We start from the raw sequence: 16,184 nt of genomic DNA, 5'->3' as shown, positions 1-16,184 counted from the left end.
CGGCTAATGTCGGGACGTTTCATTTTTATACTTAGTATCTAATCATCAATACCCATCATTTTGCTCCAGTACCTTTTTGCTTTTATCTACTTCCAGCTGTGGAATGGGGAAGACGTTCTTTGGGGCCCCAAATGGCTGAACAGGTAATTTCTTTTGTCCATCACTATCGTACTTATTGGTAACAGCAGCTTTTATCCGCATCAGGTCCCAGAAACGGTGACCTTCAAAAGCCAGTTCAATGCGACGTTCGCCCAATATATGATCGATCAAATCGTCTTTACTGGTAAAGCTGGCTATCGTATAGGGTAACTGGGAAACCAGGGCGCGGTTTCTTACCTGGTTCAATTTATCAATGGCATCAGCATCTATACCAGTAGCGGTACGAGCCTGCGCTTCTGCATAGGTCAATAACACTTCTGCATACCGGATAACAGGTGCCCAGTCGGCCCGGGTAGCTACATCCGGATATTTGTTCGTGAATTTAAGTGCACTTAAAGTACCTGGTCCGGCAATGATCATACTTCTTCTTTTATCATCCAGGGCAAAGTAAGGATTGGTGGCCACATTCAGGAAAGTGCTGGAAACGGCAATATCGGCTCTTGTTCCAAAAGGAGAATAATGCTGCGGCAATGAATAATTGGTACTCGCATTATCAGTTATGCTGGCAGGTATTGACCAAACGGCTTCACTGGTTTCGTAATGACCGGGGCCAAAGGCGCCATTGACAGTACTGTTTAAAGCAAAGGTGCCATACATTCCATTGATCACATCCTGCGCATACTTTTTGGCATTGGCATAATCACCTTTATACAAATAAACACGCGACAGGAAAGCAGAAGCAGAGGCCCTGGTGCCACGCGTCTTCTTATTATAAGTGCTATCGGAGGAAGCAGGATAATTCGTTGGTAAATCGGCCAACGCATCTGTAAAATCATTTATGATAGCTGTATACACAGCATCTACACTTGACCTTGGCTTATTGGCATCCGGATCATTTACAATATAGCTCGTTGTTATTAATGGAATACCGGGGTGTGATGCATCGGCCGTAAAATTATAGGGTTGTGCAAAAAAGTTAACCAGATAAAAGTTAGCCACTGCTCTTATGAATTTGCATTCACCTATCAGTGCTTTTGCTTTAGCAGCGGTGAGTTTACTGCTGTTAGCCGTAATACCAGCAATGGCCCTGTTAGCCCTTCCAATGGCATCATACCCTGCCATCCAAACATTTTGGGCAATAGAACTATTCGAAAGCAGGCCATACCGTGGCAGGTCACCGAAAGCCTGGTTCCGGTCATATACATCTTCACCCATCACGTCTACATAAATTAAAGCCCGTCCGGCTAAAAATTCAGGATTTTGTAATCCATCGTAACCGGCAAGGGTAGCAGCTTCAATCTTTTCGGGTGTGGTAAAGGCAGAATCGGCGAGGATCAGGTCCTGCGATTTGATATCGAGCACTTTCTTCTGACAGGAGCTGCCAGCGATAGCTATTAACAATAAACCAGAAACTATATGTCGCATAACTATTTTCAATTTTAGGTCTTTAATGCAATACCGGCTTATAAGCCCAGGTTAATACCCATTGTATAAGTACGGGAAAGATAAGGTCTGAGCTTGTCGATGCCCAAACCGATGTTGGTTTGCCCTACACTATTGGCTTCAGGATCAATGCCGGTATAACCGGTAAATGTATACAGGTTACTGCCCTGTACAAAAAAGCGTACTCTGCTAACCTTGATTCTCTCTGTAATTGTTTTGGGCAGTGTGTAACCAATTTGCACATTGCGGATCCGTAAAAAATCACCTTTTTCCAGCCAGCGGGTGCTTGCTGTATTCGTCCAGAAGTTATCGTTCCAATAGAGGCGGGGCACATTTGTATTTTCACCTGCTTTCGTCCAGGCATCGAGTATGTCCTCCGATTTGTTCCTTGAGTTGCCATATGCCATCAGGTTTTGCTTGGTTTGGTTATATACATAAAACCCAAGTGCATATTGCAGATCGAGGCTTGCATCAAACCTGAGGTAATTGAATGTTTGTGTTATACCGCCATAGATCTTTGGATAAGGTGAATTATCTTTCAATACCACCCGGTCTGTTGACCCGATCGCTGATGTGGCGCTGCCATCCTTAACCAGGGTCCAGGGCGTGGTTGCATTAGCCCGGTCATATTGCTTTTGATTGCCGTTTATATCTAAAAACGTAGGAAGGCCATTGGCAGGATTTACACCGGCCCAGCGGATGAGATAAAAAACTCCCAGCGGTTGCCCTGGCCGGGCAATGGAAAACTGGGCGGTAGCATCGTTGTTGTCATACAGGTCATCACCCATACTATTGGTAGCGATCACTTTCGTTTTATTCCAGGCCGCATTGAAATTAATGTTCCAGTTAAAATTTCCTCTGTGCAGTACCGGTGTACTTACAGCCAGTTCAATACCCCGGCTTTGCAGTTTACCCACGTTTTCTGCACGAATACTGTAGGGGAAGCCAAGCGTAGCCAGTACCGGGTTGTTTAGTATAAGATCCAGGGTTCTACGATTATAAAAGTCCACCGTAACACTGGTGTTCTTCCACAATACGGCGTCTATGCCTGCGTCGAATTGTAAATGCCGCTCCCAGCGTAAATCAGCATTGCCGGGGTTTTGTAGGGTGATCAATGCAATGTCGCCATAAGTGTCGGGGGCAAACGACCTTTGCGCCGGAAAATAACCAATGTTCGAGTTACCGGTTACACCATAACTGGCGCGTAACTTCAAATCGTTCACAAATTGACAGGGGCGCATAAAATCTTCCTCGGTTACCCGCCAGGCCAGCGACCCTGAAGGAAAGTAGCCCCACCGGTTGTCTTTTCCAAAACGGCTATCGGCATCTGTTCTAAAATTGAAGGTTGCCAGGTATTTTTTTCTGAACCCGTAATTGACAGAACCAAAATAAGAAGCCAGGCCATCATCTACTTTATCCATTCCACTGCCACCGCCTGTTTCCTGGTAGTTGGCGTCATTGATCATCAGCAGATCGGGATTGTTGATGCCCGCCCCAAAAGTGTAAACGAATGAGCTGGTACGACGGGTATATTCCGTGCCCGCCAATACATTCAGTTCATGATCGGCGCCAATTTGCCGGTTATAATTTAAGGTATTGAACCAGCTCCAGGTGTTTTTTACATTATCATCCAATTGCCGTATACCGCCCGTGCCTGATCCATCACCAATTTCTTTATCCCAGAATGCATCGATGAAGGCACTTGAATAATCAACGTTTACCTGGCTTTTAAACTTAAGTCCTTTTATCAGTTGCAGCTCGCCAAAGGCGCTACCAATAAAACGGCGGGCATCACGATCTTCATAATTCAATTGCGTCACCGCTTCGGGGTTAGGTGTTTGATAGCTGGTAACGCTGGTATTTCCGCCAATGCCTGTATAATAATTTCCATCAGGGCCCATTACCGGAATGTTGGGCAAAGCGGTTAAGGGACCAAAGGGAAAACCTGAATAAGAAGTTCCCACCCCTGAGCCCAGGTTACTGATCTTTGTTCGGGAATATTGTGTATTGACCCCTATCTGTAACCAGTCTGTAACTTTTGAGGTTATATTCAACCGGGCCGATCCTCTTTTTTGCGAAACCGATTCAATGTAACTCTGGTTTTCATTATAATTCACCGAAGCGAAATAAGTAGTTCTTTGAGAACCGCCGCTTACAGCCAGGTTGTGATTTTGTACCAGGCCCTTGTGAAGCACTTCTTTTTGCCAGTCGGTATTGACTGTGTCTATTTTCCCATCATTATCTATATCGCCCCAAAAAGCGGAGGGCGCTAACCCGGCATTGGTCTTTAACTTATTGATGGTGTTATTATAATCGGCTCCATTCAATACTTTCAGTTTACGCGCGGCTTCATTGAACCCTACATAATTATCATAGGTGAGGTTGCTTTGTCCGGCCTTCCCTTTTTTGGTGGTGATGAGCAATACGCCTGCTGATCCGCGTGAACCATAAATGGCAGTGGCGGAAGCATCTTTCAATACCTCGATACTTTCAATATCGGCTGGGTTTAATTCGGCCAGTGCATTGTACTTATTATACAGCTCCTGTTGATTACCCTGCGTGATGGGTACACCATCCAATACAATCAGTGGATTACCGCCCATGGAGATGGAAGCTCCACCTCTTATGCGAATGACTACATCATCACCAGGTAATCCCGAAGAGGTATTTACCTGCACTCCGGCGGCCTTACCGGTAAGGGCCTGATCGAAGCTCATTACAGGTCTGTTCAACATTGCGTCGCCGTTCACTTTACTTACCGAACCCGTTAATGACCGTTTGGCAATGGTGTTATACCCTACTATAACCACTTCATCCATCGATTCTTCCAGCGGCTTCAGGGTGAGACTGTAATCTGTCACGGTGCCAAGCTTAATTTCTTCCGGCTGCATATTAATGGAAGAAATGATAAGCATTTTGGCTCCTACAGGTACATTCAGGGAATACGATCCATCGGTATCCGTGATAGTACCCACTTTTGTTCCTTTAACAACAACAGAAGCATTGGCTACGGGTTTGCCGTTGGCATCAGTTACTTTGCCGGTTAGGGTACGCGTTTGGGCAATGAGGTCCCCTGAAAGGAGCAATAAACTGCACCATAGGGACATAAGGAGCTTTCTCATCGGAGTTAGTATTTATTATATAGGTTATAACAGTGAATAACAAAATAACAGTCAAAAGAAGGATAATTAAACCACAAGAGCGCTGCAACTGAATGTATCTATCATACATGATCTTACCATGACCGGATCGTACACCGGGTCACGATATTTTCCTGCATCAAGAACTTAATGGTTTAGTAACGGTTTATCAGGACGTTCCCGGTATTGCCTTATTGATCTTTCATAAAAGATATTGATCAAAAACAATTACCGAAATAGCGCTAGTACATCCTGCAAGGTTAACGGTAGGGGGGTCAAAGGTAAGGACTGGATCAATATTAAAGGGGTATATGATAAATTGTCAGCAGGTAACAGGCAATAAAAAACCGATATAGGTAGGAAATAAAATAAAAAACTTTTCTAAAGCAGGGGAAATATGTAGTAAATACAATTTAAAGTCGGAAAGCATCTGACCACATCAAAAAGAAGCGGGGCTGACCCAATAGGTCAGCCCCGCCTGTATTCAACACTATTTGATAATTAATTACGGTTGATAGCCATCATTCTGTTGTGATTTTATGTTCGGGTTGGCATCAATCTCAGTTTGTGGTATCGGCAACACCCTTCTGAAATTAGAATAAGGGATTGACCTTGCTGTAGCGGGATAATTAGCGTTGCGTACAAGGTCACGTTTCAGCCGTTGCAGGTCTGGATAACGATCGCCTTCAAAGGCCAGTTCTTTTCTACGTTCAATTATAATATCGTTATACAGATCAGTTCCTGTAGAAACAATTGCATTGGCGCCTCTGCGGCTTGTAACAGCGTTTACATAGCTACGAGCATCTGTTTCATTAGTGCCTGCGGAAGCTTCTGCTGCTATCAGGTACACGTCACTCAGGCGTAATACCTTGGTATCGCTGCGATCGTTACTGATGGCGGGATATTTATTGATAAAATAACCGGTGGCCCCGCCCTGGCGGGTTCCTTTGGGATACAATCCCTTTCTTACGTCATTAGTGCCAAATAAATTATACAGGGTATCGGAAACAAAGAAATCGCCATAACCACCTGCCTGACTGTATAAATAAGCCAGGGCATCGGTACCCAGGTTACTAACCGCATCAGATGAAACTTCAAACAGGGTTTCCAGTTTATCGGTGCGTATACCGGGGTCAGCCCAATACGATACATAATCCGCAGCTCCTACTAATTTGAATGGACCGCTGTTGATTACATCCAGCGCAGCAGTTTTAGCATTGTCCATGTCACCCATATTTAAGTAAACTTTTGCCAGTAACGCCTGGGCTGCATATTTACTAAACTGGGATGAATTGGTAAATTTCGTCATCAGGGTATAAGCCTGGGTAAGATCGTTTTGTATAAGCGTATACACTTCTGAAATTTTATTGCGCGTGGGTTTGCTATTAGCATCGTAAACCGTAACGATGGGCACACCCAGCTTACCGGGATCATCAGTATAAGGCCTTGCATAATAGCGTACCAGCGTAAAATAACACAATGCGCGAACCGCATAGGCCTCCCCCTTATACTGTTTCACATTGTCACTGGTAGCCACATCGGCATTGATGATGTTATTAGCTCTTAAGATCACCAGATACAAAGACCCCCAAAGGCCCAGGGCATTTGCATCGGAGGCAATGAATGTATAACCATTATACGCGGTGTACCGGTTCCCATTGGGAGTTGTTTGATACGCATTATCAGACATCACATCACCAATTACGGGAATGGTTCTGCCAAAGGCATCGGCAGCATAACTGGTAGTTCCAATTGACATACCTGTACGCAACCCCGCATACATACCACGCAAAGCCACCTGCAGATCAGATTCCGTTTTTAATGCCTCTTCAGGCGCTACCGAGGTTGGAGGATTGATCTCCAGAAAACTCTTTTTACAGGAAACAAAGGTGGCCACTAACACAGCCAGCCATAACACTTTATAATTAGATATAGATTTCATAGTAAATAAATTAGGTTGTTGATGTTAGAAACCAAGGCTAAGCCCAACAGTAATAGTTTTGGGAATAAATACATTCAGGTTCGCCTGGCTGCTGCTTCCCTGCTCAGGATCGAATGGTAAATTATCGTCTTTAACCCAGGTAAATAAATTGGTACCACGCACATACAATAAGGCGCTTCCCAATTTTGCTTTTGAAGCAAGGGAAGCAGGCAATGAATAACCCAACTGAATATTGCGTAAGCGAATGAAATCGGCTTTATTCAAATAAAACGTAGATACACTTTGGAACTGCTTATTGCCATTATAGATATATTTTGGTATATCAGTTGCATCGCCGGGCTTCGTCCAACGATTTAAAACGCGGTTCACCTTATTAAAACTGGGCGCATTACCTGCACCTACATAATAACTACCCCACAGGTCCTGCACATAGTTCCCCATACTATAATACAATTGCGCATCGAGAGTAAATTGCTTATACCGGAATGTATTGGTAAAAGAACCAAAGTATTTTGGCAATGAATTGCCTACAATACTACGGGTGGCAGCGGCATAGTTATTAGTAGTGGTTTGATGAGTACCGTCAGTATACCAAAGAGGGTCGCCATTGGCAGGATCTACCCCTGCATATTCCCTCATGTAAAATGATTGAATGGAGCTTCCCTGACGTAGCATATATACTGACGCTGTAATGATATCCTGGCCATCAGGCAGGCTAAGTATTTTATTCTTATTGCGTGCATAATTAAAATCAACATCCCATTGGAAATCTTTTGTCCTCACCGGTATACCATGCAAGGCAATTTCAATCCCCTTGTTTTCCATAGAACCCACATTGCGGGTAACCTTATTAAAACCGGTAGTCAGTGACAAAGGCATATCCAGTAACAGATCTTCCGATTTCCTGGTATAATAATCAACGCTCAGACTAATGCGGTTCTGCAACACCCCTACATCGATACCCACATTAAATGGTTTGTTCAATTCCCAGGTAAGGTTGCTATCACCCACATTCGAAGGGGCACTACCGGGTCCCTGGTTATAATTATAACCATAGCCATACAGTTTAAACCAGTCATAGTTACCAATACCGGCATTACCATTCACACCATAGGATGCACGTAATTTCAACTGACTGATAAAATCAATGTGTTCAATAAATTTCTCTTTATCAAGATTCCAGGAAGCACCAATTGACCAGAAGTTACCGTATTTGTTATTGGCGCCAAATTTTGAAGATCCATCCCGGCGAAAACTTCCCGACAGGATGTATTTGTCATCCATATTGAAATTGACCGATGAGAATTGTGATACGAACGAATAATCAGACAGGGTAGCTGCCGCAGTAACCGGTGAAGCCCCTACAGAAGGCATCGTCATGGAAAGGTTGGTAGGGAATATCTGCGTTTGAACAGAATTCTGGTAGCCGCTTGACTTCTGCGACTCATACCCTACCTGTAAATTCATCGAAACGTTATATGCCTTTGAGAGCAGTTGCTGGTAATCGATGGTATTGGTCCAAAGCCTGTTGAAATAACGTGTATAATAGGAATATGCCCTGCCCCCTACACCGAGGCCATCGCCATGTAATGGGTTATTATATTGGTCTTCTTCGAGCAGGTTCAGATCGCCGCTCAGACTTGTTCTGAATTTCAGATTTTCGAGGATCTTATATTCGGCAAACAGGTTACTCCTTAATCCTATTTCTCTTAATAAGCGCTTGTCGATTTCAGATAAAGCGATCACATTATGCAGGCCACCCAATGTACCGTTGGGTAGGTTATAGGTACCATCACTATTATATGGGCTATAGGAAGGCACCATAAACATGGAGGTGAGCACCGGGTTACCAAAAGCACCGCCGTTTAAAGGAGCGCGTTGGTTTGTATAACCGCCGGTCATATTAAAGCCTAATGTAAACCTGTCACTGCCTTTATGAGTGATCCGCACACTTCCAGTCGTTCTGTCGAGCTTGGAATTTATTGTAGAACCTTCCTGTAAAAAATAGCCGCCTGATAAATAAAAAGTGGTTTTTTCGTTACCACCCTCAGCACTCAGATTGTATTGTTGCTGTTTACCAGTTCTTTTTACGGCCTCATACCAGTTAAAATCATTGCCGTTACCTTCACCGAGGCCTTTTAACATAGCGTTGATAACTGAGTCAGTTCTGCCGCCCAGATTAACGAGCCCTTCCCGCGTTATGTCAAAATATTGCTGAGCATTTAACGGCTTGTATTTGTCGTTTTCATAAGCAATTTTATTACTGCCTATCTCTGTATCGAGTCTGTACCTTGTTTTTCCGGCCCGTCCTTTTTTGGTGGTAACAATGATCACCCCATTGGCAGCGCGGGACCCATATAAGGAACCGGCTGCCGCATCCTTTAACACAGAAATACTTTCAATATCGTTGGGGTTTAATGTGCTTAACAGGTTGGCAGTAGTAGTAAGGCGGGATACATCGCCCGTGTTAATAATAATACCATCAATTACCCATAAAGGCGCATTGCTGGCAGTAATAGAACTCATACCTCTGATAAGGATAGTTTGGGCGGCGCCAGGTGTTCCTGAGCTGGCAACAGATTGCAAACCGGGTATTTGTCCCTGTAATATTTTATCAACTGAGGAAAAGGGTTTGCTTTCGATATCCGGTGCCTTGATGGTGGCCACCACACCGGTCAGCTCTTTCTTTTTCTGAGTACCATAAGCCACAATAACCACTTCACTCATACTACCCGTGGTTGCCTTCAATACAGCACTTATTGTTGAAGAAGAGCCCACAGCTATTTCCTGTGATATCATTCCCACCGAACTGAACACTAATACTTTTACGTCAGCAGGAACATTGAGAGAATAGGTACCATCCTGTTTGCTGGTTGTACCTTGTGAAGAACCTTTTAAAGTAATGGAAACATTCGGGAGGGGGTTACCACTTTCGTCTGTTACCTTTCCGGAAATGGTTTTTGTTTGGGCAAGCAGTTGTCCATATAGGAGTAACATGCCGCATAGTAGCATTAGAATTTTTCTCATTTCATTTTATTTTGGTTGTAACTGGTATGGAGGACAGTGGATTCTAAAGCAGCGGATTTTTGCCGGGAATGACTCACAACTTTGAATCAGGCTAATATAAAATAAGTCCCAAAAAGGAGAAGCATGCAACACTAATGTTTCTAAATCAATATTTATCAGGTCGAAGTAAGATAGCTTGTATCCCCTGCGTGTGTAGTGCAGACAATTATAACTTCCTTTCTGGTTTATTTATACAGTGATCCTAAACGTTGATTATCAAACTCTTTTTCCGCCGATAGTGCTTAGTGTTAAACACTCATCGTTGCCCGCTAGCAACGATTGAACCGCTTGCGGAATTTTTTTGTAGCATTGGATGCTTCGGGTGCAGGGTGTTTCGTACGAACGTTGAAGAATGGGGTTGCCATAGTAACTTTCTCATATTTGGTCGATTTAATAGACTACAATCAGTTTCGTTTGTGACTCGGGCTTTATACAGGGACATAAATTAATGATTACTGCTGCTTTTTACTAATCAATTCACTGATTTCTTATCATGAATTTCAAGTTTTCGCATGTATATAGTGCTTATTTTTTATATCAGCCCACGTTAAATGCAAATTAAATTCAATTTAATCGTATTTGAACAATTTGCGTGTTAATGCGGGGGGAATATACTAAAAAAATAAGGCTGTTTCATTTAAGAAACAGCCTCATGTTAGAATCTAACATTTTTAAGCCTGGTACTACTTTTTTATCAGTGTCATTAACAAAGCTGGTAAAAATATCAGGTTGGTCAATGTTGCCAGAACGAGGGTAAGCGAAGTAAGCCAGCCTATTGCCTGTGTACCACCGAATCCGCTAAAACAGAAAATAACAAACCCGGCAATCAATACCAGCGACGTATAAATGATACTGATCCCTGTTTTATGAATAGTGTCTATTACCAGTTCGTGTGATGTTTTTTTACTGTTGAGGGAAAGCTCCTGTTTGTAATTCACCAGGAACCGGATGGTAATGTCGATGGCAATACCCAACGCAATCGAAAATACCAGTACGGTAGATGGTTTGATGGCAATACCTACCCACCCCATTACCCCGGCGGTAATAATAAGCGGGATAACGTTCGGGATCAGGGAGCATATTAGAATTTTGAATGATCTGAACAGGTACAACATACAAAGCGCTATAAGCAGGAAGGCCCACATAATACTTTCCTTCAACCCATTTATAATGAATGCGCTGCCTTCGAGGAAGGTGATGCTGGTACCGGTAAACTCAACATGGTATTTAGCCGTATCGAACAACTGACGGCTTCTGCCTTCAATAGTGTTGATCAACTCGGGCAGGCGTTGGCTGCCTACATCTTTCATATTGACACTTATTCGGGCCAGGCGACGGTTGCTATCCATAAACGATGCTACCACGCGGTTAAAGTTATTTGCCTTGCTATTGCTATCCGTTGATGCTTTGGTACTGAGGTATTGCGATAAAAAGAGCAGGTCCGCTTCATTGGGTGCTTTATAGTTACTGCTATCGCCATTGTAATACGCCTGCCGGGCAAATTTCAACCCTTCTACTATCGAAAGCGGCCGGGCCATTTCAGGCTGGGCGGCAATAAACTGCGATAAAGAATCTATCCGGGCAAAGGTTTGAACCGGGCTGCGTCGTAATCCCTGTTTCTGTTTGGTATCTACTACAATTTCCAGCGGCATCACCCCTTTGAAATGTTCTTCAAAATATTTCAGGTCTTTATAGATCTTATCTGTTTTTGGCAGGTCGTCTACAATAAACCCTACTGATTTCAACCGGAACATACCTGCCACCGATGCTACTAATATAAGGGCAGTTACTCCGTAAATCAGTTTTTTATGATGCGATGACCAGCGTTCAAGGCTATCCAGCAACGCCAGCAGCCATTTGTTCTCCAGGTACTTGGTGTGCCGTTTTTTGGGATCGGGTAAAAAGCTCAGTATCGCCGGTATAAACATGATGGAGATAAAGAACAGGGCCATGATGTTGATACCTGCCACAATCCCAAACTCTTTCAACACGGCGCTTTTGGTTAACCCAAACACCGCAAAGCCAATAGCGGCAGCAATGTTACAGAACAGGGTTACAATACCCATCCGGCTGATCATGGCTGTTAAGGCCACGCGCTTTCTGCTTTCATTGGTGAACACTTCCGCATTGATATCGTTGTAGGCCGTATGGTATTTATTGAGGAAGTAGATACAGTTGGGAATACCGATCACCACGATCAATGGTGGTATTACACCTGTGAGCAATGTTATCTTATACCCAAACCATTCGATAGTACCCATACACCAAATTACGCCAATGATCACTACTGCCAGTGACATAAGCGTAGCACTAAAGCTGCGGAAGAAGACTAACAGGATAATTGCAGAAAGAATAAGCGAGCCCAGCAGGAACCATTGCAATTCGGCAGCCACTTTGGTGGCCAGGTTGGTACGGATCAAAGGCAGGCCGCTGTAATGCATTTCCAGGTTGTGCTTTTTACCAAACGCATCGGCAATGGCAACAATTTCAGCGACTACTTTATTTCTGGCTTTTGAATTCAGTACGTCTTTATTAATTCGTATACCCATCATGTAGGTATGAGAGGTAGGATCGAACAACAAACCCTGATAAAATGGCAAACTGTAAAAGATGTTGGCCATGCTATCCAGCTCCGGTTGTGATAGTGGTCTGCTGGGGAAAACCGGAACGGCATTTAATTTTTCGTTAGCGGTATCCTTTACCAGGTTGGTAGCGGCGGGTACACTTAACACATCTTCAACTGCATTAACGCCTTTTATCTGTTTGGCCAGGGCTGCATAATCATTAAATACATCAGCCTGAAATAGTTTATCGGTGGTAATACCGATAGCCATCAGGTTCCCGTCTTCGCCAAACTGACTGCGAAATGCCTGATAGGCCTGGTACTTGGGGTTATCGGTTGGAATAGCTCTTGCAAACTCATAGCTCATTTGAACTTTGGAAGCATGATAGCCCATTAAACCGGTTAAAGCCAGTAAGACAATCAATAACATCCAGCGAGACCGTAGAATGAACCGGGCGATTTTTTCCCACATGTAGAATATAGAATTTACTGCTAAGAATATTAATTATTGGCAGCAAAGAAACTCATTTTAACAGGATTAAGGAAGTTTATTTGCCGCTAATAAAAGTCCCTAACGAACTTTTAATGTCAATGAATTAAAAAACTATTTTTTTATAATATGGCAGCTTGGTTGTTGCAACAGGTGTGCTGTTGAAACAGCCCTTAGTACGCATTTTTGTCATCCTTTAGTATTTATACTTCCAGATTTAATTGAAAGGATGTACCGGCACATTGGCCCGCGTCTTGTATATTACTAATTCAACCACATATAATTACCTTTGAAAACTATGCTACAACGGATCCTGGCCTTTTATTGCGCGGCGATCACCATTCCGTTCGTTTCGCTGGCACAATTGCAGCCTATTGGTCAATGGCGAGATCACTTACCCTATCAACAGGTTACAAGTGTTGCCAACACCGTCGATAAAATATGGGCAGCAACTCCTTATAGTTTATTTTCAGTTGAAGTGGCTGATAACACCATCGAACGCTGGAGCCGTACCAATGGTTTATCCGAAACCGGCATCAGCGCCATTGGCGCCGATCCTGCTGGCCAGCGGGTGGTAATTGCCTACAATAACAGCAATATCGATGTATTGGTTGATGACAAATTGATCAATATTAATTCCTTAAAAAATGCCACTATAGCAGGTGACAAAAGCGTAAAGACGATATTCATCGATCAGCAGCTGGCTTACCTGGCTACGGGCATCGGTATTGTGGTGATCAACCTTGATAAATACGAAATAAAAGATACCTACATCATTGGGAATGGTGGTTCAAAAGTGGCAGTGAATGCAATCACCAGCAGTGGGAACGCTGTTTACGCAGCTACCAGCGAAGGGTTGAAGAAGGCACCCGCCAATTCCAACCTTGCCGATTTCCGAAACTGGCAATTGGTTTCCGGCAGCAATGGTTTACCTGCCGGCAATGTACAGACCCTGGCTGCTGTTCAGAATAATGTAGTGGCAATAAGAAACGATTCATTATGGCTACAAGCTGGCAGTACCTGGAATCTATTGTACCGCGATGGCTGGGCCATTAACAATTGTACAGTAACAAATAACAAGATCCTCCTGAGTGAAACCAATAACAACACAGGCCGTATTGTGGTACTTACTTCATCGGGAACAACTGAGCAAACCATACAGGATGCTCAGCTCACCACAGCGCCCCGGCAGGCTGTTTTTTTTCAAAACGAATACTATATCGCCGATACATTGGCCGGGTTGTCTAACTACAGTGGCACTGCCTTCCATCGCCTGGTGCCTGATGCCCCGCCCGCAATAGCTACCGGCGCTGTGCAGGCGCTGCATAACACCATTTGGGCAACCGCCGGCGGGGTAAATGCCAATTGGGAACCGCTCAATAATAAAAATGGTTTGTTTTCATTTACTGATAATACCTGGAATTTTTATAACGGAATGCGTTTTCCAAAACTGGATTCACTTACCGATCTGGTAGCAGTAGCCGCTGACCCTGCTGACGAAAGCGTATGGGCCGGCTCCTTTGGCGGTGGACTTGTGAACATCAAAAAAGATAATTCCATCAGCATCTTTAAACAAAACTCGCCTGTTCAACCCGCTTATTTTAATGCAAAAAGCTACCGGGTAAGCGGCCTTGCATTTGATGGTGATAACAACCTGTGGGTGGCAAATTATGGTGGCCTGAATCCCCTGCTGGTAAAAAAAACGGATGGCAGCTGGCTGTCGTTTATTATTCCGTTTGCCCTTACTGAACAGGCGGTTGCCCAAATAGTGATTGATGACAATAATCAAAAATGGATAGTACTCCCTAAGAATAACGGCATTGCCTGTTTTAATCACGGCCAAAGCATCGATAACCCCGGCGATGACCAGTGGAAATTCTTCCGCAGTGGAAAAGGAAATGGCAATCTACCAGATAATGATGTTCGTTGCATTGCGAAAGATAAAAATAACTTTATTTGGGTAGGCACCGCCAAAGGCATTGGCATTATTCAATGCACGCAACAGGTTGTGACAAACAACAGCTGCGAAGCGGTGTTACCTATTGTGCAGCAGGATAACTTTGCCGGATATTTATTCAGTGACGAACAGGTGCAAACCATTGCTGTAGATGGCGCCGATCGCAAATGGGTAGGTACACAAAATGGCGTATGGCTACTAAGCCCCGATGCCAGTAAGATCATTTACCGTTTTACAGAAAGCAATAGTCCGTTGTTGAATAATGATGTAAAACAGATTGCCATCGATGGTAAAACCGGTGAAGTATTTTTTGCCACTGCCAAGGGCATTTGTTCATTTCGCAGCACAGCTACCGAAGCAACAGAAACTAATAGTGAAGTACTGGTATTTCCCAATCCGGTACCACCGGGTTACACCGGCACCATTGCCGTCAGAGGTGTAGCCAACAATGCCATTGTAAAAATCACAGAACTGAATGGCAGGCTGGTATACCAAACGAAAGCGATCGGCAGCCAGGCTGTTTGGAATGGCAAAGACTATAATGGCCGTAGTATTTCATCTGGTGTTTACCTGGTACTGGCCAGCGATGAAGAACACCAACAAAAACTGGTCACTAAAATTGTATTTATTCAAAAATGACACTCCATAATACCAAAGGCATTGTATTACGAACCGTAAAATATGGCGAAACCAGCGTGATCGTCACTATTTTCACTGAGCTGTTCGGCATACAATCCTACATCGTAAATGGAGTGCGTACATCCAGCAAAAAAGGAAGCGGCAAAGCCAACCTGTTTCAACCAGGTGCCATCCTTGACCTTACGGCCTATCATAACGACCTGCACCATCTGCAACGCCTGCGCGAGTTTAGATGGAGCTTTTTATACCAGCATATCTTTTTTGATGTAGTTAAAAACTCGATAGCCTTGTTTATGGTGGAACTGTTGTCGAAAACACTCAAACAACCGGAGGCGAACCCCGAGTTATTCTATTTTGCAGAAGATGCCTTCATGCATCTTGATAAAGCCGATGACCAGATAGCAGCTAACTTCCCCCTCTACTTTGCGTTACACCTGGCTTCGTTTTATGGCTTTCGTTTCAGCGACCGGTATACCGATCAAACCTCGTATCTCGATTTGCAGGAAGGAGACTTTGTACAGGAACATCCGGTTCACCCCAATTTTTTATCATATCCCTATAGCTACATCACGTCACAACTGCTTAAGGTAATGCAGCCGCATGAGTTGTCGCAGATAAAGCTCAACCAGGAGACCCGGCGCACCTTACTACACGCCTATCAAACCTATTATGCCCTGCATTTTGCGGATTTTGGCGTAATGAAGACGCTCCCCGTTTTGCAGGAAGTACTCGGATAATGCTTTGAAATGCCATTTCCTGCAGTAGAATGCCACTGGAATGCCACTGGAATCCCACTGGGACTCTCTAAGCAGTGCAACCCCAGTGGCATACTGAGGGTATATTTA

General features: G+C 43.9%; 7 protein-coding genes. 2 read left to right on the top strand and 5 right to left on the bottom strand.

Annotated features, from left to right (window positions below; all coding sequences use genetic code 11):
* Positions 1 to 45: 45 nt before the first annotated feature.
* The 5 genes from BMX95_RS05850 to BMX95_RS05830 form a co-directional block, all read right to left on the bottom strand.
* Complete coding sequence (locus BMX95_RS05850) at positions 46 to 1,524, bottom strand: RagB/SusD family nutrient uptake outer membrane protein (protein ID WP_081201048.1); 1,479 nt, start codon at positions 1,522 to 1,524, stop codon at positions 46 to 48.
* A gap of 38 nt (positions 1,525 to 1,562) precedes the next feature.
* Positions 1,563 to 4,664 (bottom strand): SusC/RagA family TonB-linked outer membrane protein, encoded by a 3,102-nt coding sequence (locus tag BMX95_RS05845; RefSeq protein ID WP_081201047.1) that lies wholly within the window; start codon positions 4,662 to 4,664, stop codon positions 1,563 to 1,565.
* A gap of 523 nt (positions 4,665 to 5,187) precedes the next feature.
* Positions 5,188 to 6,624: a RagB/SusD family nutrient uptake outer membrane protein gene (locus BMX95_RS05840; protein ID WP_081201046.1), complete on the bottom strand. Its 1,437-nt coding sequence runs from the start codon at positions 6,622 to 6,624 to the stop codon at positions 5,188 to 5,190.
* A gap of 24 nt (positions 6,625 to 6,648) precedes the next feature.
* Entirely contained in the window at positions 6,649 to 9,651 is a 3,003-nt protein-coding gene (locus tag BMX95_RS05835; RefSeq protein ID WP_081201045.1) for a SusC/RagA family TonB-linked outer membrane protein, read from the bottom strand.
* 722 nt (positions 9,652 to 10,373) lie between these two features.
* The gene (locus BMX95_RS05830) at positions 10,374 to 12,725 is read right to left on the bottom strand and encodes an efflux RND transporter permease subunit (protein WP_081201044.1); all 2,352 of its coding nucleotides are present in this window, start codon (positions 12,723 to 12,725) and stop codon (positions 10,374 to 10,376) included.
* Between the two features lie 316 nt (positions 12,726 to 13,041).
* On the opposite strand from BMX95_RS05830, the gene porZ reads away from it, so the two are divergent.
* Positions 13,042 to 15,339 carry a type IX secretion system anionic LPS delivery protein PorZ gene (porZ, locus tag BMX95_RS05825; RefSeq protein ID WP_081201043.1) on the top strand — a complete coding sequence of 766 codons (2,298 nt, stop codon included), beginning with the start codon at positions 13,042 to 13,044 and terminating at the stop codon, positions 15,337 to 15,339.
* On the top strand, positions 15,336 to 16,076 hold the full coding sequence (recO, locus tag BMX95_RS05820; RefSeq protein WP_081201042.1) for a DNA repair protein RecO: 741 nt from the start codon (positions 15,336 to 15,338) through the stop codon (positions 16,074 to 16,076). The genes porZ and recO overlap by 4 nt, the downstream gene beginning before the upstream one ends.
* The last annotated feature ends 108 nt before the right edge of the window (positions 16,077 to 16,184 follow it).

Origin of the sequence: Niastella yeongjuensis, assembly GCF_900110245.1 — a bacterium.
Taxonomy (GTDB): Bacteria; Bacteroidota; Bacteroidia; order Chitinophagales; family Chitinophagaceae; genus Niastella; species Niastella yeongjuensis.
This window is presented reverse-complemented; position numbering and strand designations above follow the sequence as displayed.